This window comes from Streptomyces sp. NPDC054757 (assembly GCF_053612185.1).
In genome coordinates, this window is record NZ_JBSHBW010000012.1 from 1 (window position 1) to 14,489 (window position 14,489).

Annotated in this window: 14 protein-coding genes; 10 read left to right on the forward strand and 4 right to left on the reverse strand. The window is 71.1% G+C overall.

All coding sequences use genetic code 11. The annotated features are described in order from the left end of the window. Positions 1-276 precede the first annotated feature (276 nt). Positions 277-840, forward strand: coding sequence for a TetR/AcrR family transcriptional regulator (locus tag ACWGKJ_RS16455; protein ID WP_385029433.1), 564 nt, complete (start codon positions 277-279; stop codon positions 838-840). A gap of 12 nt (positions 841-852) precedes the next feature. Here the strand turns inward: ACWGKJ_RS16455 and ACWGKJ_RS16460 are convergent, their stop codons facing one another. Continuing rightward, entirely contained in the window at positions 853-1,755 is a 903-nt protein-coding gene (locus tag ACWGKJ_RS16460; RefSeq protein ID WP_385029427.1) for a DUF3048 domain-containing protein, read from the reverse strand. 382 nt (positions 1,756-2,137) lie between these two features. On the opposite strand from ACWGKJ_RS16460, the gene ACWGKJ_RS16465 reads away from it, so the two are divergent. Both ACWGKJ_RS16465 and ACWGKJ_RS16470 read left to right on the forward strand, forming a co-directional pair. After that, the gene (locus tag ACWGKJ_RS16465; protein ID WP_385029424.1) at positions 2,138-2,545 is read left to right on the forward strand and encodes a YciI family protein; all 408 of its coding nucleotides are present in this window, start codon (positions 2,138-2,140) and stop codon (positions 2,543-2,545) included. 8 nt (positions 2,546-2,553) lie between these two features. After that, on the forward strand, positions 2,554-3,738 hold the full coding sequence (locus tag ACWGKJ_RS16470) for an RNA polymerase sigma factor (protein ID WP_385029430.1): 1,185 nt from the start codon (positions 2,554-2,556) through the stop codon (positions 3,736-3,738). Positions 3,739-3,877: 139 nt separating this feature from the next. Here ACWGKJ_RS16470 and ACWGKJ_RS16475 read toward each other — a convergent pair whose 3' ends face one another. Together ACWGKJ_RS16475 and ACWGKJ_RS16480 are read right to left on the reverse strand one after the other, a co-directional pair. After that, complete coding sequence (locus ACWGKJ_RS16475; RefSeq protein ID WP_385029421.1) at positions 3,878-4,534, reverse strand: response regulator; 657 nt, start codon at positions 4,532-4,534, stop codon at positions 3,878-3,880. Then, the gene (locus ACWGKJ_RS16480; RefSeq protein WP_385029418.1) at positions 4,531-5,736 is read right to left on the reverse strand and encodes a sensor histidine kinase; all 1,206 of its coding nucleotides are present in this window, start codon (positions 5,734-5,736) and stop codon (positions 4,531-4,533) included. Before ACWGKJ_RS16480 ends, ACWGKJ_RS16475 begins: the two co-directional genes overlap by 4 nt. Positions 5,737-5,927: 191 nt before the next feature. Here ACWGKJ_RS16480 and ACWGKJ_RS16485 point away from each other — a divergent pair, with 191 nt between their 5' ends. From ACWGKJ_RS16485 to ACWGKJ_RS16505, 5 genes are all read left to right on the forward strand, one after another. After that, positions 5,928-6,911 carry an ABC transporter ATP-binding protein gene (locus ACWGKJ_RS16485; protein ID WP_385029415.1) on the forward strand — a complete coding sequence of 328 codons (984 nt, stop codon included), beginning with the start codon at positions 5,928-5,930 and terminating at the stop codon, positions 6,909-6,911. Further along, positions 6,908-7,942 (forward strand): ABC transporter permease, encoded by a 1,035-nt coding sequence (locus tag ACWGKJ_RS16490; RefSeq protein WP_385029412.1) that lies wholly within the window; start codon positions 6,908-6,910, stop codon positions 7,940-7,942. The genes ACWGKJ_RS16485 and ACWGKJ_RS16490 overlap by 4 nt, the downstream gene beginning before the upstream one ends. 157 nt (positions 7,943-8,099) lie before the next feature. After that, on the forward strand, positions 8,100-8,546 hold the full coding sequence (locus ACWGKJ_RS16495) for a nitroreductase family deazaflavin-dependent oxidoreductase (RefSeq protein ID WP_385029409.1): 447 nt from the start codon (positions 8,100-8,102) through the stop codon (positions 8,544-8,546). A 306-nt stretch (positions 8,547-8,852) separates the two neighbouring features. Next, positions 8,853-9,764: a S1 family peptidase gene (locus ACWGKJ_RS16500; protein WP_385029406.1), complete on the forward strand. Its 912-nt coding sequence runs from the start codon at positions 8,853-8,855 to the stop codon at positions 9,762-9,764. A 116-nt stretch (positions 9,765-9,880) separates the two neighbouring features. After that, positions 9,881-11,842 (forward strand): acyl-CoA dehydrogenase family protein, encoded by a 1,962-nt coding sequence (locus tag ACWGKJ_RS16505; RefSeq protein WP_385029403.1) that lies wholly within the window; start codon positions 9,881-9,883, stop codon positions 11,840-11,842. 57 nt (positions 11,843-11,899) lie between these two features. Here the strand turns inward: ACWGKJ_RS16505 and ACWGKJ_RS16510 are convergent, their stop codons facing one another. After that, positions 11,900-12,748 carry an alpha/beta hydrolase gene (locus ACWGKJ_RS16510; protein ID WP_385029400.1) on the reverse strand — a complete coding sequence of 283 codons (849 nt, stop codon included), beginning with the start codon at positions 12,746-12,748 and terminating at the stop codon, positions 11,900-11,902. A gap of 113 nt (positions 12,749-12,861) precedes the next feature. Here ACWGKJ_RS16510 and ACWGKJ_RS16515 point away from each other — a divergent pair, with 113 nt between their 5' ends. After that, the gene (locus ACWGKJ_RS16515) at positions 12,862-13,794 is read left to right on the forward strand and encodes a LysR family transcriptional regulator (protein WP_385029397.1); all 933 of its coding nucleotides are present in this window, start codon (positions 12,862-12,864) and stop codon (positions 13,792-13,794) included. Between the two features lie 189 nt (positions 13,795-13,983). Further along, positions 13,984-14,484 (forward strand): hypothetical protein, encoded by a 501-nt coding sequence (locus tag ACWGKJ_RS16520; protein ID WP_385029394.1) that lies wholly within the window; start codon positions 13,984-13,986, stop codon positions 14,482-14,484. Positions 14,485-14,489: the final 5 nt, after the last annotated feature.

Sequence of the window (14,489 nt, forward strand, 5' to 3'; positions counted from 1 at the left end):
CGGTTCGCCCGGCGCGTCGCCCGGCCGTGCGCTCCGGTCGGTGACGTCCGTCGGTTGTCGCGCCATACGAGCCTCCGTTTTCCGCGGCCACACTTTGAATGCCGTTCTAAGTGTTAGAACGGCATTCAAGATGCGCCCCGCACCGGTGGAACGTCAAGACCTCCGGCCGACTTGACGGCCCCCGGCCGGGGATAGGGTCGTCGGTGTCCGGAGCAGACCAGCGTGAGCGGGGCGGAAGTGGCACATCGCAAGGACGGGCGGATCGCACGGGACCGGATGCTCGAAGAGGCCATGACGGCCATCGCCGAGAACGGGCTCGCCGCACTCACCATGTCCGCGCTCGCCGAACGCCTGGGGACCAGCGGCGGCCACATCCTGTACTACTTCGGCAGCAAGGACCGGCTCCTCCTTGAGGCGCTGCGCTGGAGCGAGGACGCGCTCACCGGGGAACGCAGGACGCTGCTCGCGGGCCGCACCGCCGCGCCGCGCCGGCTCGACCGCTTCCTCCAGCTGTATCTGCCCAAGGGTCCGCGGGACCCGCGCTGGATGCTCTGGATCGAGCTGTGGGCGCGCGCCGGCTCGGACGAACAGCTGCGTACCGCCCAGGAGGAGCTGGACCACGGCTGGCAGGAGGACCTTGAGGCGGTCCTCTCCAGGGGTGTGGCGGAGCACCGCTTCGCGGTGGACGACGTACCGGGCCGCGCCGGTGAACTCCTGGCGCTGCTCGACGGGTTGAGCACCCGGGTGGCACTGGGCCAGCGGGGCGCCGACCGCCGGGCGGCCCTGGCGTCGGCCCGGTCGGCGGCGGCGCGGCTGCTCGGCGTCACCGGCAGGCCCTGAGGAACCGGGCTGTCAGGCGGGTGCGAGCACGATCCAGGTCCTGCCAGGCCGCAGCGGCAGGGTCCGGCCGTCATGCGTGTACGTCGTCCCGGCGCCGGACGTGGGCCTGCTCCAGTGCACGTCGTACGCACGCCCGTCCCGCAGCACCACACCGGAGCCGCTGCCGACCGTCTCCGAGAACGGGACGTACCCCGTACGGCTGTGGAAGCGGGACTCCTTGACCCGGACCCGCTGGATGAGGACGTTGTCGGCGGTCCAGGGGGAGTCCGAGCCGTCCATGACGACCCGGTACCGCGGCGCGTCCCATCTGAAGGTGAAGGCGGCGGAGGGCATCGAAACCGATGTGGCGGGCGCCTGCCGACCGCCACCGGGCGCCTTCGAGGCGAAGCGCAGCCCGATGTCCCGGGCCACTCCGGCGCCGTCGGCGAGGCCCTTCGTACGGACGTACTCGTTGTGCGGGGCAGGCCGGGCCGGGTCGCGGAAGAACGCGCCGGTGCCGGTGCGGACGACGATGTCCGAGCTCCTGAGCACGGGCAGCAGTCTGCTCTGGGCTCCGGAGAAGGCGAGCGCGGGCCTGTCGTACGCGGCGAGCAGCTGGAGGTCGGTCTCCCGCGCGCTGCGGACCGGCCCCACCGTCGGGGGCAGATGGCCGCTGTCATAGACGGCCATGAGCCGCGAGAGCCCGCCTTCGACCTCGATGGCGTACACGAGGTCGGCGTCGTTGAGCCCGGTCTGCGGTCTGGCGGCGCGCACATTGTCGACCTTCACGGCGAGCACCCGTCCGGCCGCCCCGCTCTTCCCGGTGAGGACGGAACGGGATGTACCACCGCCACCACCACCGGTCGAACAGCCCACAGCGAGTCCCACGACAAGGGCCGCGGCCGCGGCCGCCCGGAGTGCTTTCGGTCCGTACATCCGCGCTCCTCATGCCCGCGCCGGCCACGGCCCGCGACCGGCCCTCCTCACCCGCTGACCCACTGGACGATACCGGGACATAACACCCGGCGCAGAGAGGGGCCACCCGGGCGCGGTCCCCTCCCGGAGGGGCCCGCGGCCCTCCCCGTCCGGTCCGCCGGGCCCGCCGCCATGAGACCCGGACCCGCAGACCGTAAAGTCGCACCCGAGGCATTCTCCCGGCTCGGCCGCCCGGTGGCTGCCGGTCCTGGAAAGCCGCCCACTCCGGCTTCGGACCGGATCCGGAAAAAAATCCGGCGGCGATGTCGAGAACGCGTGACCGGCTCCGTCCCCGCTATGAACGCAGCCGAAACAGGCCGCACCAGCACCGAGGAGAACCACCATGGCCAAGTACTTGCTGCTCAAGCACTACCGAGGCGCCCCGGCGTCGGTCAACAACATCCCCATGGACCAGTGGACGCCCGATGAGATCACGGCCCATGTGAAGTACATGCAGGACTTCGCGGACCGCCTGGAGGGGACCGGCGAGTTCGTCGACGGTCAGGCGCTGGCACCCGACGGGATGTTCGTCCGGTACGACGGCGAGGGGCGCCCGCCGGTCACCGACGGCCCGTTCGCGGAGACCAAGGACCTCATCGCGGGCTGGATGGTGATCGACGTCGACAGCCAGGAGCGCGCGATCGAGCTGGCCGGGGAGCTGTCGGCCGCTCCCGGGGCGGGCGGGAAGCCGATCCACGAGTGGCTGGAGCTGCGCCCGTTCCTGACCGAGCCGCCCACCATCACGGAGTGACAGAACAGGTGAACGAGGCCCTGCTCCGGAGCCTCACACCGAGCGTGCTCGGGATCCTCGTCCGCCGCGGAGCCGACTTCGCGGCGGCCGAGGACGCCGTGCAGGACGCGCTGGTCGAGGCGGTCCGCAGCTGGCCGGCCGACCCACCGAGGGATCCGAAGGGCTGGCTGGTCACCGTCGCCTGGCGCAGGTTCCTCGACGCGACACGGGCGGACACCGCCCGCCGCAGGCGTGAGGACTCCGTACACGAGGAACCACCGCCCGGACCCACGTCCGCGGTGGACGACACGCTCTACCTCTACTTCCTGTGCGCCCACCCGGCGCTGACCCCGTCGTCGGCGGTCGCGCTCACCCTGCGCGCGGTCGGCGGGCTGACCACCCGCCAGATCGCCGATGCCTATCTGGTGCCCGAGGCGACCATGGCGCAGCGCATCAGCCGGGCCAAGCGCACCGTCTCCGGCCAGGGGGTCCCCGCCGGTGGAGCGGGGCCGGGCGCCCGGGGAAGGTTCGGCCGTCCCGGCGATGTCGCCACCGTGCTGCGCGTCCTCTATTTGGTCTTCAACGAGGGCTACTCGGGCGAGGTCGACCTCGCGTCCGAGGCCATCAGGCTCACCCGGCAGCTCGCGGCCGCCATCGACCACCCCGAGGTGGCGGGCCTGCTCGCCCTGATGCTGCTCCACCATGCCCGGCGCGCCGCCCGGACCGCGCCGGACGGCAGCCTGGTGCCGCTCGCCGAGCAGGACCGTACCCGGTGGGACACCCGGTCGATCGCGGAGGGCGTCGGGATTCTGCAGGCGGCCCTGGCCCGGGACCGGCTGGGCGAGTTCCAGGCGCAGGCCGCCATCGCGGCTCTCCACGCCGACGCGCCGACCGCCGGGGAGACGGACTGGGTGCAGATCGTCGAGTGGTACGACGAGCTGGCACACCTGACCGACAGCCCGGTCGTCCGGCTCAACCGCGCGGTGGCCGTGGGCGAGGCCGACGGGCCGCGCGCCGGCCTGGCAGCCCTCAGGGAGCTGGACGAATCACTGCCCCGCCGGTCCGCCGTGGCGGCGTACCTCCATGAGCGGGACGGCGATACGGCGGAGGCGGCACGGCTGTACGCGGAGGCGGCCCGTACGGCGTCGAACCTCGCCGAACGGGACCATCTGACACGCCAGGCGGCCCGCCTCAACTCCGGCCTGACACGCTGACGGGCCGGGCCCGGCCCGTCCGGGAGGGCCCGGCCCGCCCTCCGACCGTCAGGGAGGGCCTGCCCCGCCCCTCGACCGGAGGGCCTCCCCCGCCCCTCGACCGTCCGGGAGGCCCTGCCCCGCGCCTTGACCGGAGGGCCTACCTCCGCCCTTCGACCAGGCCGGACTCCCAGGCCCAGGCCGCGACCTCCACGCGGTTACGGGCCGAGAGCTTGCTCTGCACATTGCCGAGGTGGGTCTTCACCGTGCCCACCGAGATGGACAGCCCGGTGGCGATCTCGGCGTTGGTCAGCCCTCTGGCCACCAGACGTACCAGGTCCTTCTCCCGCGCCGAGAGCGAGGTGTGCGGCTCCCGGGCGGCGGGCGCGGACTCGCTGAGGCGGCGCAGCAGCCGGACGGTGATGGCCGGGCTCACCAGGGCCTCGCCGGAGGCGGCGGCCCTGATGGCCTCGACCAGCAGGGCCGGGCCCGAGTCCTTGATCAGGAAACCGGACGCGCCCTCGCTCAGGGCGCGCTGCACATACTCCTCGTCGTCGAACGTCGTGACCACCACGACCTTCGGCGGATTCACGGTGCCGGGGCGGGTCAGTCTGCGCAGCGCCTCAAGACCGTCCATCCGGGGCATACGGATGTCCATCAGCACCACGTCGGGCCGGTGGCGCTCGGTGAGTTCCACGGCGTGCACCCCGTCCGTGGCCTCCGCGACGACGTCGATGTCGTCCTCAGCCGCGAGGATCATCGCGAACCCGGCACGGACCATGGCCTGGTCGTCCGCGATCAGCACCCGGATCGTCATGACGCCGCCACCCCTGCCGTGGCGACCGGGAGCGTCGCCTCGACGCCCCAGCCGCCGCCCGTCACCGGGCCTGCCTGGATCTCTCCGCCGATCAGGCCCACCCGCTCGTCCAGACCCTTCAGCCCGAAACCGCTGTGGGAGACATGACGCGGCCGTCCGTCGTCGTTGATCCGTACGGTGATCCGGTCTCCCGTGCGGTCCACGCGCACCCGCACTTCGGTGCAGCCGTGGGCGTGTTTGCGTACGTTGGTGAGGGCCTCCATCACCACCCGGTGCGCGGTCGTGGAGACCTCGACCGGCAGATCGCCGAAGCTCCCCTCCAGCTCCAGCCGGGCGTGGGCGCCGCCGACGGCCGAGAACTCCTCGACGAGCGTACGTACTTCACCCAGCCCTGCCAGCGGCGTCAGGGTCACTTCGCCCTCGGCATCGCGCAGCATCCCCACCATGTGCCGCATGGAGGTCAGCGCCTCCGAGCCGGCCTGTTCGATCCGCTGGAGCGCGGGTGGCACCAGTTCGGGCTTCCGGTCCGCTATCGCCTGGGCTCCCTGTGCCTGGACCACGATGCCGGTGACATGGTGGGCGACGAAGTCGTGCAGGTCCCTGGCGAACTCCGTACGCTGCTCCAGCCGCAGGGCCGCCGCCCGCCGCCGCCGGTCCTCCAGGAGCAGGCGCATCCCGAGGCCGATCCCCAGCGCCATGACAGCCGCCAGGGCGAAGAACAGCGCCATGATGGTGGTGGACTGCCGCACCGAGACCGACACCGGCCGCACCACGATCGCCATGAACAGCAACGGAACGGCCGCCGTCGTCCACGAGGGCTGTCCCCGTCGGGCGACGACCAGCAGCAGCCACACCAGCGCCGCCGGTTCGGCGAACCCCAGGGGCTGCGAGGCCGGCGCCGTCCTGAGGCTGAACAGGACGGAGAGGCCCAGGGAGAGGCACGCCAGTACGCAGGCGGCCACCGGCAGTGCCCGGCGGCCCAGCCGGGGCGAGGCAGCGACGAGAACGACGGCCGGCAGCACGACGAACGGCTTGGCGTGGGCGTAGCTGTCGATCACGTAGAAGCCGCCCGCCAGGTCCAGCGGGACGAGCCCGGCCAGGCACAGGAACAGCAGCAGCCACGCCGTGACGGGCATGATCCGCTCACGCCCCTTCCCTCCGGTGGCCATGGGTGGGGCCGTGCCGTTCATCGCCTTCGCCATCTCTTTCGTCGTTCCCCCTGCCGACCGGCCGAAAGTCGCAGCCGGCCGGCAAGGATCTGTCTTTCGCCCGATCCGTCGCGGGACCCGGTGGAGAAGAGTGGTGTCCACCGGACGGCGTTCCCCATCCAGTGCATCCCTCATCTGCGTGCACCACGGCCGTTCCCCACCCGCGACCCGCACAGGAGCCACACATGGACCATACGCAGACACACCACGGAAGTGGAACGGGGTACGGGCACCCCGCCGGTGAGTCGGCGATCGAGGCCCATGGCCTCGGCAGGAAGTACCGGCGCGGCTGGGCGTTGCGGGACGTCTCCTTCCGGCTGCCGACCGGACGGGTCTGCGGCCTGGTCGGCCCCAACGGCGCCGGCAAGAGCACTCTGATGGGCCTGGCCACCCACATGATCCGGCCGACGACCGGCGCCCTGCGGGTGTTCGGCACGGAGCCGGGGTCGACGGAGGCGGTCCTGCGTACCGCGTTCCTCACCCAGGAGAAGCCGCTGTTCAAGCGCTTCACCGTGGCCGAGACCCTGCGGCTCGGCCACGAGCTCAATCCCCGCTGGGACCAGGAGGTCGCGGAGAGCATCGTCGCCGCGGGACAGGTACCGCTGGAAGCGAAGACCGGAACGCTGTCCGGCGGGCAGCGCACCCGTGTCGCCTTCGCACTGGCGTTCGGAAAGCGCCCGGATCTGCTCATCCTCGATGAGCCGATGTCCGATCTGGACCCGCTGGTACGCCGTGAGCTGATGGCCACCCTGACCGCGGAGGCCGCCGAGCACGGTACGACGGTGCTCGTCTCCTCACACATGCTCGCCGAGCTGGAGAACATCTGCGACTACCTGCTCGTCATCACCAACGGCGGGCTGCGTCTCGCCGGCAGCGTGGACGAACTGCGTTCCGCACACGCCCTGTTGGCCCCGGACGGCGGCTCGTTCCCCGCAGTCGCCCCGCATACGGTGATCGAGTCCCGCAGCGACGAAGGCCGTCCGGGCCTCCTGGTGCGGCGCGACGGCCGGACCGAGTACGGCGGGCGGGCCGAGCCCCCCACCCTGGAAGAGCTTCTGCTCGGCTATCTGCGCTCACCCGACGCGCCCGCGCTGATCGCCCCCAGCGCCCGCGTCGGCGACATCCACGACATCATCACCCGCGACCGCCAGAAGGCTGTGACCGCATGACCACGCTCACCCAGGGCCCGGCCCGCCCGACGCCCACCGGCCGCCCGCGGAACGGCCGCGCTCCCCGGCGTACCGGTCCCCGGCTCGGCGGCCCGGTCTGGCTCGTCTGGCGCCAGCACCGCGCCGCGTTCTGGACCCTCATCGGCCTCACCCTCCTGGCCGTGATCGCCATGGTCTGGCTGCGCGGGCAACTGGTGGACTTCCTGGACTCGGCACCGCAGAAGCACGGCAGCCCGCCGTCCGGTCTTGAGGAGTACTCCACCCGACTGTTCAGCTTCGGGGGCTATCTGGGCTACGTCCCTCTTCTGACGGGCGTCCTGCTCGGCGCCCCGCTCATCGCGGGCGATCTGGAGTCCGGCACCGCCAAGCTGGTGACCTCGCAGTCCGTCAGCCGGCTGCGGTGGCTCGCCGCGAAGCTCACCATCCCCGCCGTGCTGATCGCGCTGTCCACCGCCGTGCTCGCCGTGGTGTTCACCTGGTGGTGGGGGCCGGTCAAGGGAGTCGACAACACGCTGGACTGGACCAGCGGCGCGTTCTTCGACGTCACCTGGGTCCTGCCGGTGGCCTACGCGCTGCTCACGTTCGCCGTGGGCGTGGCGGTCGGCATGCTGCTGCGCCGCACGCTGGTGTCGATGGTGGTCACCCTTGGCATCGTGGTGGCGATCGGGGTCGTCTGGGACCGGTTCCGGCTGAGCCTCGGGCATGTGCTGTCGGTCAGCACCGACAAGGGCGTCGGCCCCGACGCCCCCCAGCCGAAGCTGCCCGCCGAGGCGGTGCAGCAGGGCCAGGGCACCTACTTCCTCACCAGCTCCGGAGGCCGCCTGGACTGGACCGCCTGCCTCGACAAGATCGACAACGACAAGGCGCACACCGCCTGCCTGGAGTCCAAGCACGTCATCGGCTACTCCATGGACTACCTCCCCCTGTCCCAGATGCACACGATGCAGTGGCTCGGAGCAGGCATCATGCTCGCCGCCACCGCCGCCATCGTCACCTTCGTCATCTTCTGGGGCCGCAAGCGACTCCTGTGAGCCGCTGCCTCCGGCGGACTCCCCCGGCGCCACGCCGCCCGCTACCGGCGTGGCGTCCCGTGGTGAATCATGAGGGCGGCAGATCCGACCGAGGGCCCGGAGCGGGCTGACACCAGGTCAGCCGCTCCGGGCCCTCTGCTAGTGAGACGAGAACAGCATGCCTCTCAGCGGCGAATACCAGCCGAGCCCGGACCAGTGGGTGCGCGACCAGGTCGCGTTGTACGAGAGTTCCGGGGGCACCGAGGGAACGACCATGAAGGGTGTGCCCGTTGTCGTCCTCACCACCCTCGGGGCCAGGAGCGGCAAGATCCGCAAGACCCCGCTGATGCGGGTGGAGCACGGCGGGACGTACGCCGTGGTGGCCTCGCAGGGCGGTGCGCCCACCCACCCCACCTGGTACTTCAACGTGGCCGCACACCCGCAGGTGGAGCTGCAGGACGGCGGCGTACGGCAGGACATGGCGGCCCGCGAGGCCGTGGGCGCCGAGCGGGAGCTGTGGTGGTCCCGCGCGGTCGAGGTCTGGCCGGACTACGCCGAGTACCAGACGAAGACGGACCGGGTGATCCCGGTCTTCGTACTGGAGCCGGTGGGCGACGGCAGCTGATCCCAGCATCCCAGCGAGCGCAGCACGGCGAGTAGTTGGTGGGGGCAACCACGGATCGCGCGCACGACGGCCACGGCCGGTGTGACGGTGCCCGTGGCCGGCCCGCCCGCCGTGCTGCGGCCTCCCCCGGGGAGGCCGGGGGTGAGGAAGAGAGTCCCGGTACGGCAGCCGTCAAGGGAGCAGAAAGAGCCAGGACGTGGTGGTGGGGTAGCGGAGACATTGTTTGTACGCCGACAATGCGGTCACCCTTCGCCGTCCGGGGGCCACCGGGCTCCCGGGGCCGAACCGAGAGGACCGACCACCACCATGCGCAAGCCTCTCCTCGCCACCCTCACCGCCGTGACCCTCGGTGCCGCCGCCCTCGCGGGCACCACGGGCACGGCAGCCGCAGCACCCGCCGGAGCGGACGGGACAACCCCCACCGCCGCGCACCCCGCCACCGCGCCCGCCAAGGCGGCAGCCGCCTCCTTCGCGGGCACCGTGGCGCTCAGCAACTGCTCGGGCTCCCTGATCCGCATGCCGAACTCGCAGGCCTCGGACCCGGGCCTGGTCCTGACGAACGGCCACTGTCTGGAAACCGGCTTCCCGAGCGCGGGTCAGGTCATCACCGGCCAGTCCTCCACCCGCAGCTTCACCCTGCTCAACGCCTCGGCGGGCACAGCCGGAACGCTCAAGGCGAACAAGGTCGTCTACTCGACGATGACCGACACGGACGTCACGCTCTACCAACTGACCAAGACCTACGCCCAGATACAGCAGTCCACCGGAATCGCGCCGCTGACCCTGTCCGCCGGCCACCCGGTGCAGGGGCACGCGATCAACGTGGTCTCCGGCTACTGGAAGCGGGTCTACTCCTGCTCCGTCGACGGATTCGCGTACCGCCTCAAGGAAGACCAGTGGACCTGGAAGGACTCCGTCCGCTACACCCCGCAGTGCCAGGTCATCGGAGGCACCTCGGGCTCCCCGGTCATCGACACGACGACCGGGCAGGTCACGGCGGTCAACAACACCATCAACGAGAGCGGTGAGCGCTGCACGCTCGACAACCCCTGCGAGGTGAACGAGCAGGGTGCCGTCACCGTCCGCGAGGGGATCGGATACGCCGAGGAGACGTACGGCATACCCGCCTGCTTCACGACGGGCAACAAACTCAACCTGTCGGCCGCGGGCTGCACACTGCCGAAGCCGGCAGCGGCACGACCGGCTTCCGCACGCTGAATCGAGCGGGGCGGGGAGGGGAAGGCTCCGGTTCCGGCCGGCTCCCCTCCTCCCCCCATGCCTCTGCCACCAGCTCGTTCCTGGTTGATCACCCGAGGGCGGGGTAGCGGAGTGGCATGGCCCCCGAGAACGCTTCCACTCCTGAGACCGGTTACGTGCAGCCCGAGATCGACGTCTCCTCGCTGACCGGCGTACTCGACGGCGAGTACGCCGGGATCCGCGACCTCGTCCGCACCAATCTGACGACGTACGCCTCCCTCCTCGAAGAGGCCGACGAGCTCGGCATCGACGCCTTCCGTGAGCGGGTGCGTGAGGTCGTCGTCAAGATGGCCGCGACGGGCCAGACCGGCATGGGCTTTCCCACGGAGTACGGCGGGGGCGGCGATGTCGGCGCCTCGATCGCCGCGTTCGAGACAATGGCTTTCGGCGATCTGTCGGCCCTGGTGAAGGTCGGCGTGCAGTTCGGACTCTTCGGCGGCGCGATCCTGCAACTGGGCACCGGACGCCACCACGACGCCTACCTCCAGGACCTGATCACCGGGGAGCTCATGGGCTGCTTCGCGATGACGGAGACCGGGCACGGCTCCAACGTCCAGGCGCTCTCCACCGTCGCGCGGTACGACACCGCGAGCCGGGAGTTCGTCATCACCACCCCCCACGACCAGGCGCGCAAGGACTACATCGGCAACGCGGCCCGCCATGCCGAACTGGCGGTCGTCTTCGCCCAGCTGGAGGTGGGCGGCGACTCCCAGGGCGTGCACGCCTTCGTCGTACCCCTGCGCGCCGGCGGGAAGACGGTGCCCGGCGTCCGGATCGAGGACGACGGCCGCAAGATGGGGCTCAACGGTGTGGACAACGGCCGCATCTGGTTCGACGGCGTGCGGGTGCCACGCGAGGCGCTGCTGAACAGGTTCGCCGACGTCACGCCCGAGGGCGTCTACGAGAGCGGGATCGACAATCCCAACCGGCGCTTCTTCACCATGCTCGGCACTCTGGTGCAGGGAAGGGTCAGCGTCGCAGGTGCGGGCATCAGCGTCGCCAAGGTCGCCCTGACGATCGCCACGAAGTACGCCGTACAGCGACGGCAGTTCGAGGCCGCACCGGACACCGGCGAGCAGGTGCTCCTCGACTACGGCCTGCATCAGCGCCGTCTGCTGCCGCTCATCGCCCGGACGTACGCCCTGCACTTCGCGCAGGACGAGGTACGTACCCAGCTGCACGAGGTCTTCTCCGGCATCGAGGACAACGCGCAGGCGCGGCGCCGGCTGGAATCACAGGCCGCGGGTATCAAGGCACTGGGGACGTGGCACGCCACCCGGGTCGTCCAGGAGTGCCGCGAGGCGTGCGGAGGCGCCGGTTATCTCGCCGTGAACCGGTTCGCCGCCCTCAAGAGCGACAGCGATGTCTTCACCACCTTCGAGGGCGACAACCATGTCCTGCTGCAGCTCGTGGCAAAGGGGCTGCTCACCGACCACGCGAGCGAGTTCGAGGACCTCGACCAGCTCGGCACGGTCCGCTATGTCACCAATCTCGCCGTCGAGACGGTCATCGAGCGCACGTCGGCCCACAAACTGCTCGAACGCGTACGGGACCTGCTGCCCGGCGGCGACGAGTGGGACCGGGAGGCCGGCCTGCTCGACTCGGAGTACCAGCTCGCCATGGTCCGCTTCCGCGAGCAGCACATGCTCGCCGGCCTGGCCCGGCGGATCAAACGCGGCATCGACCAGAAGAATGATCCCGGCGCCGTCTTCTCCGAAGTGCAGGACCACGTCATCGCACTGGCCCGCGCGCACGTCGAGCGGCTGGTGACAGAGGCGTTCGTCAACCGCGTGCGGGCGCTGCCCGAAGGCGCCGAGAAGACGGTGCTCGCCCTCCTCTGCGACCTGTTCGCCCTGTCGACCATCGAGGCGGACCGGGCCTGGTTCATGGAGCACGGGCGGCTGACCGTCCAGCGTTCCAAGGCGATCAGCCGTGAGGTGAACGCCCTCTGCCGCAAGGTCCGCCCCCTCGCGGTCGACCTCGTCGACGCGTGGGGCATCCCCTCGGCCGTACTGCGGGCGCCGGATCTCGTGGACTGACCCGACGCGCGCCGTTCCTGCTCACCGAGCGAGGACCGCTCGCGACGCGAGAACCGCTCACGAGGCCAGGACCGCGGCGAGCTCACCCGGCCTGGCGGCGAACGGGCTGTGGCTGCCGGGCAGCGTATGTACGGTGAACGGGTTGCGCGGGAAGGCCCGGTCGGCTTCCGCGATCATCAGGTCCTGCACGGCCGGTGCCAGCGCCCGGTCCTCTGCGCAGCGCAGGAAGGTGCGCGGGAGCCGCCCCCACCGCGCTGCGGTCACGGTGACCGGAGTCGTCGGGATCGCCAGCGGCAGATCGGGGCTCAGCGCGGACCGCCACCGGTCGAAGCGGTCCAGGGGGGTGTCGTGGTAGTGGGTCTCCCGCAGTTCGTCGAGGTAGGCGGGGCTCGGTGAGAGCGGATTGATCCGTACGGCGCCCAGGGCCCCGGGGTCGCCGAGGTTCAGGTTCTGGCCCAGCGCGGTGGCGTTCTCGGGTGAGCCCAGGTAGTCGGAGAACCGCGGTCTGCCGGCCGGGACGAACGCGGACAGGTAGACGACCCGGTCCACCAGTTCGGGCGCCCACTCCGCGGCCAGGGACGCGGGACCGCCACCCGCGCTGTGCGCCACGAGCACGACGGTGCGGTGGTGGCGTACCTGGCGCAGGACCCTCAGCACCGCCTCGGCGCAGTCGTCCAACGTCACGGTGGCGAGCCGTGACTTCTCGGTCAGCAGGCCGGGCTGGCCTGGCAGCAGGTAGCCGGAGGGCAGGGGTGCGTCGAAACCGTGCCCCGGCAGGTCGACGGCCAGGCTCGCAGCGCCCAGACCGGCCAGCGCACGCTGTGTCGCCGACCACTGAGCGGAGCTGTGCCAGGCGCCGTGCACGAGAACGAAGACGGTGCCCGTCCTCGGAGTTGCGTTCTTCATGGCTCCATTCCAGACAGGAACCTCAGCGTCATCCATTCCTAGATCTGGTAAGCGGCATGGCAATATCTCTGAGGTATCGCCGGAAGAGGGCAGCCGACGGGTAGAGGGGGGTCATGGAGGCGCGACATCTGCGGTACGCGGTTGCTCTCGCCGCTCACGAACACTTCGGCCGGGCAGCGGGCGAGCTGGGCATCGCGCAGCCGCCGCTGTCCAAGCAGATCGCCGATCTGGAGCGCGAGGTCGGGGCCCGGCTGTTCGACCGCACACGTCAGGGGGTGTTCCCGACCGCCGCCGGCGAGGCGTTTCTCGTACGGGCGCGCCGGGCGCTGGACGAGATCGCCGCGGCCACGGTCGACGCGGGCCGGGCCGCGCGTGGCGAGACGGGACGGCTACGCCTCGGCTTCATCGCCTCGGCGCTGCTCGACCCGCTGCCGGGCGTCCTGAGCCGGTTCGGCCGTGAACGGCCCGATGTGCGGCTGGAACTGCACGAGATGTCGACCGGCCGCAGCAGCACCGCTCTCGTCGCCGGGGAGCTGGATGTGGCCATCACTCTCGGCCCGCCACGGGGCTCCGGGGCCGAGCGTCTCGTATCCGTCCCTATCGGACGCGACCATGTGATCGCCGTGGTGAGTACGGTGCACCCGTACGCGGGGCAACCATCCGTGAGCGTCGAGCAGTTGCGGCGACAGCCGCTGATCGTCTCCGCCGGCGAGGACGAGCCCGCCGTCGTAGCCGGACTGCGTGCCCTTCTGGGCGCGGACTCATCGGCTCTCGGCGGTGCGACCGTCGCGAGGGACGTGCACACGATCATGGGCCTCGCCGCCTCCGGCGTGGGCGTCGGCCTGGGGCCGTCCCGCATGAGGGCGGTCCCCCGTCCGGGGACGCGGTTCTGTGAAGTGACCCCGCGCACGCCCCTGCCCGATCTCGTCCTGTCCTTCACGGTCCGCGACCACTCCCCGGTGCTGCACGCCTTCCTCGACACCATCCGGAAGAACTGCCCGGCCGTCGGCACCGCACTCGACGACCGGCTCCGACTCTCTGCCTGATCTCCGGGGCGGTCATCCTCCGCACGCACGCTGACCGGCCTTCCGGCGCGACCTGAGCGTCGCACCCGACAACAGGGCGAGAACGCTTGCGCAGTCTCGCGCGGGACGTCGTCGGCTCAGCGGCCCGTTCCCAGCTACGCAGCCACCGGGGCGCTGCCCAAGTCGGCAGCGCCCCGGCACACTGCCCTCATGGGGACGAGCGAAGCAGCACCGGAGGCGTGGAGGGAGTGCCGGGCATGCGCGGAAAGCATCCGCAGGGCTGGGGATGCTCACGCCCCTGACGCGGCCGCCGGTCGCCATGACCGCTTCCGCACCTGGAAGATCAGTACGGAATCCGGTGAAGCACTCACCACCACGCTCATCGGCCTGGCGATCCATGCCCAGCTCCAGGACCAGCGTGCCGCAGCACCACCCGCGACCTCGCAGAACGTCCTGGGCGGAATGCCGCTTCAAACATTGGCGGAGGACCTCAACTCCCGCCCGCGCCACGAACTGTTCTCCGGTCTCCCCCAGGGACTTCCCGTCGAGGACCGGACCCGGATCGAGGCCCTGCGGCTGATGACGTACAGCGTCCGGCCCACAGCGGCTCTGTCGCTGGAGCGCCTCATCCAGACAGCGCGCACCGTCATCCTGGAAGCGGCCGGATCAGCTGGTTCAGGCGGCCCCGCGGCGACTCCGGGGCGATCCTGACCCGG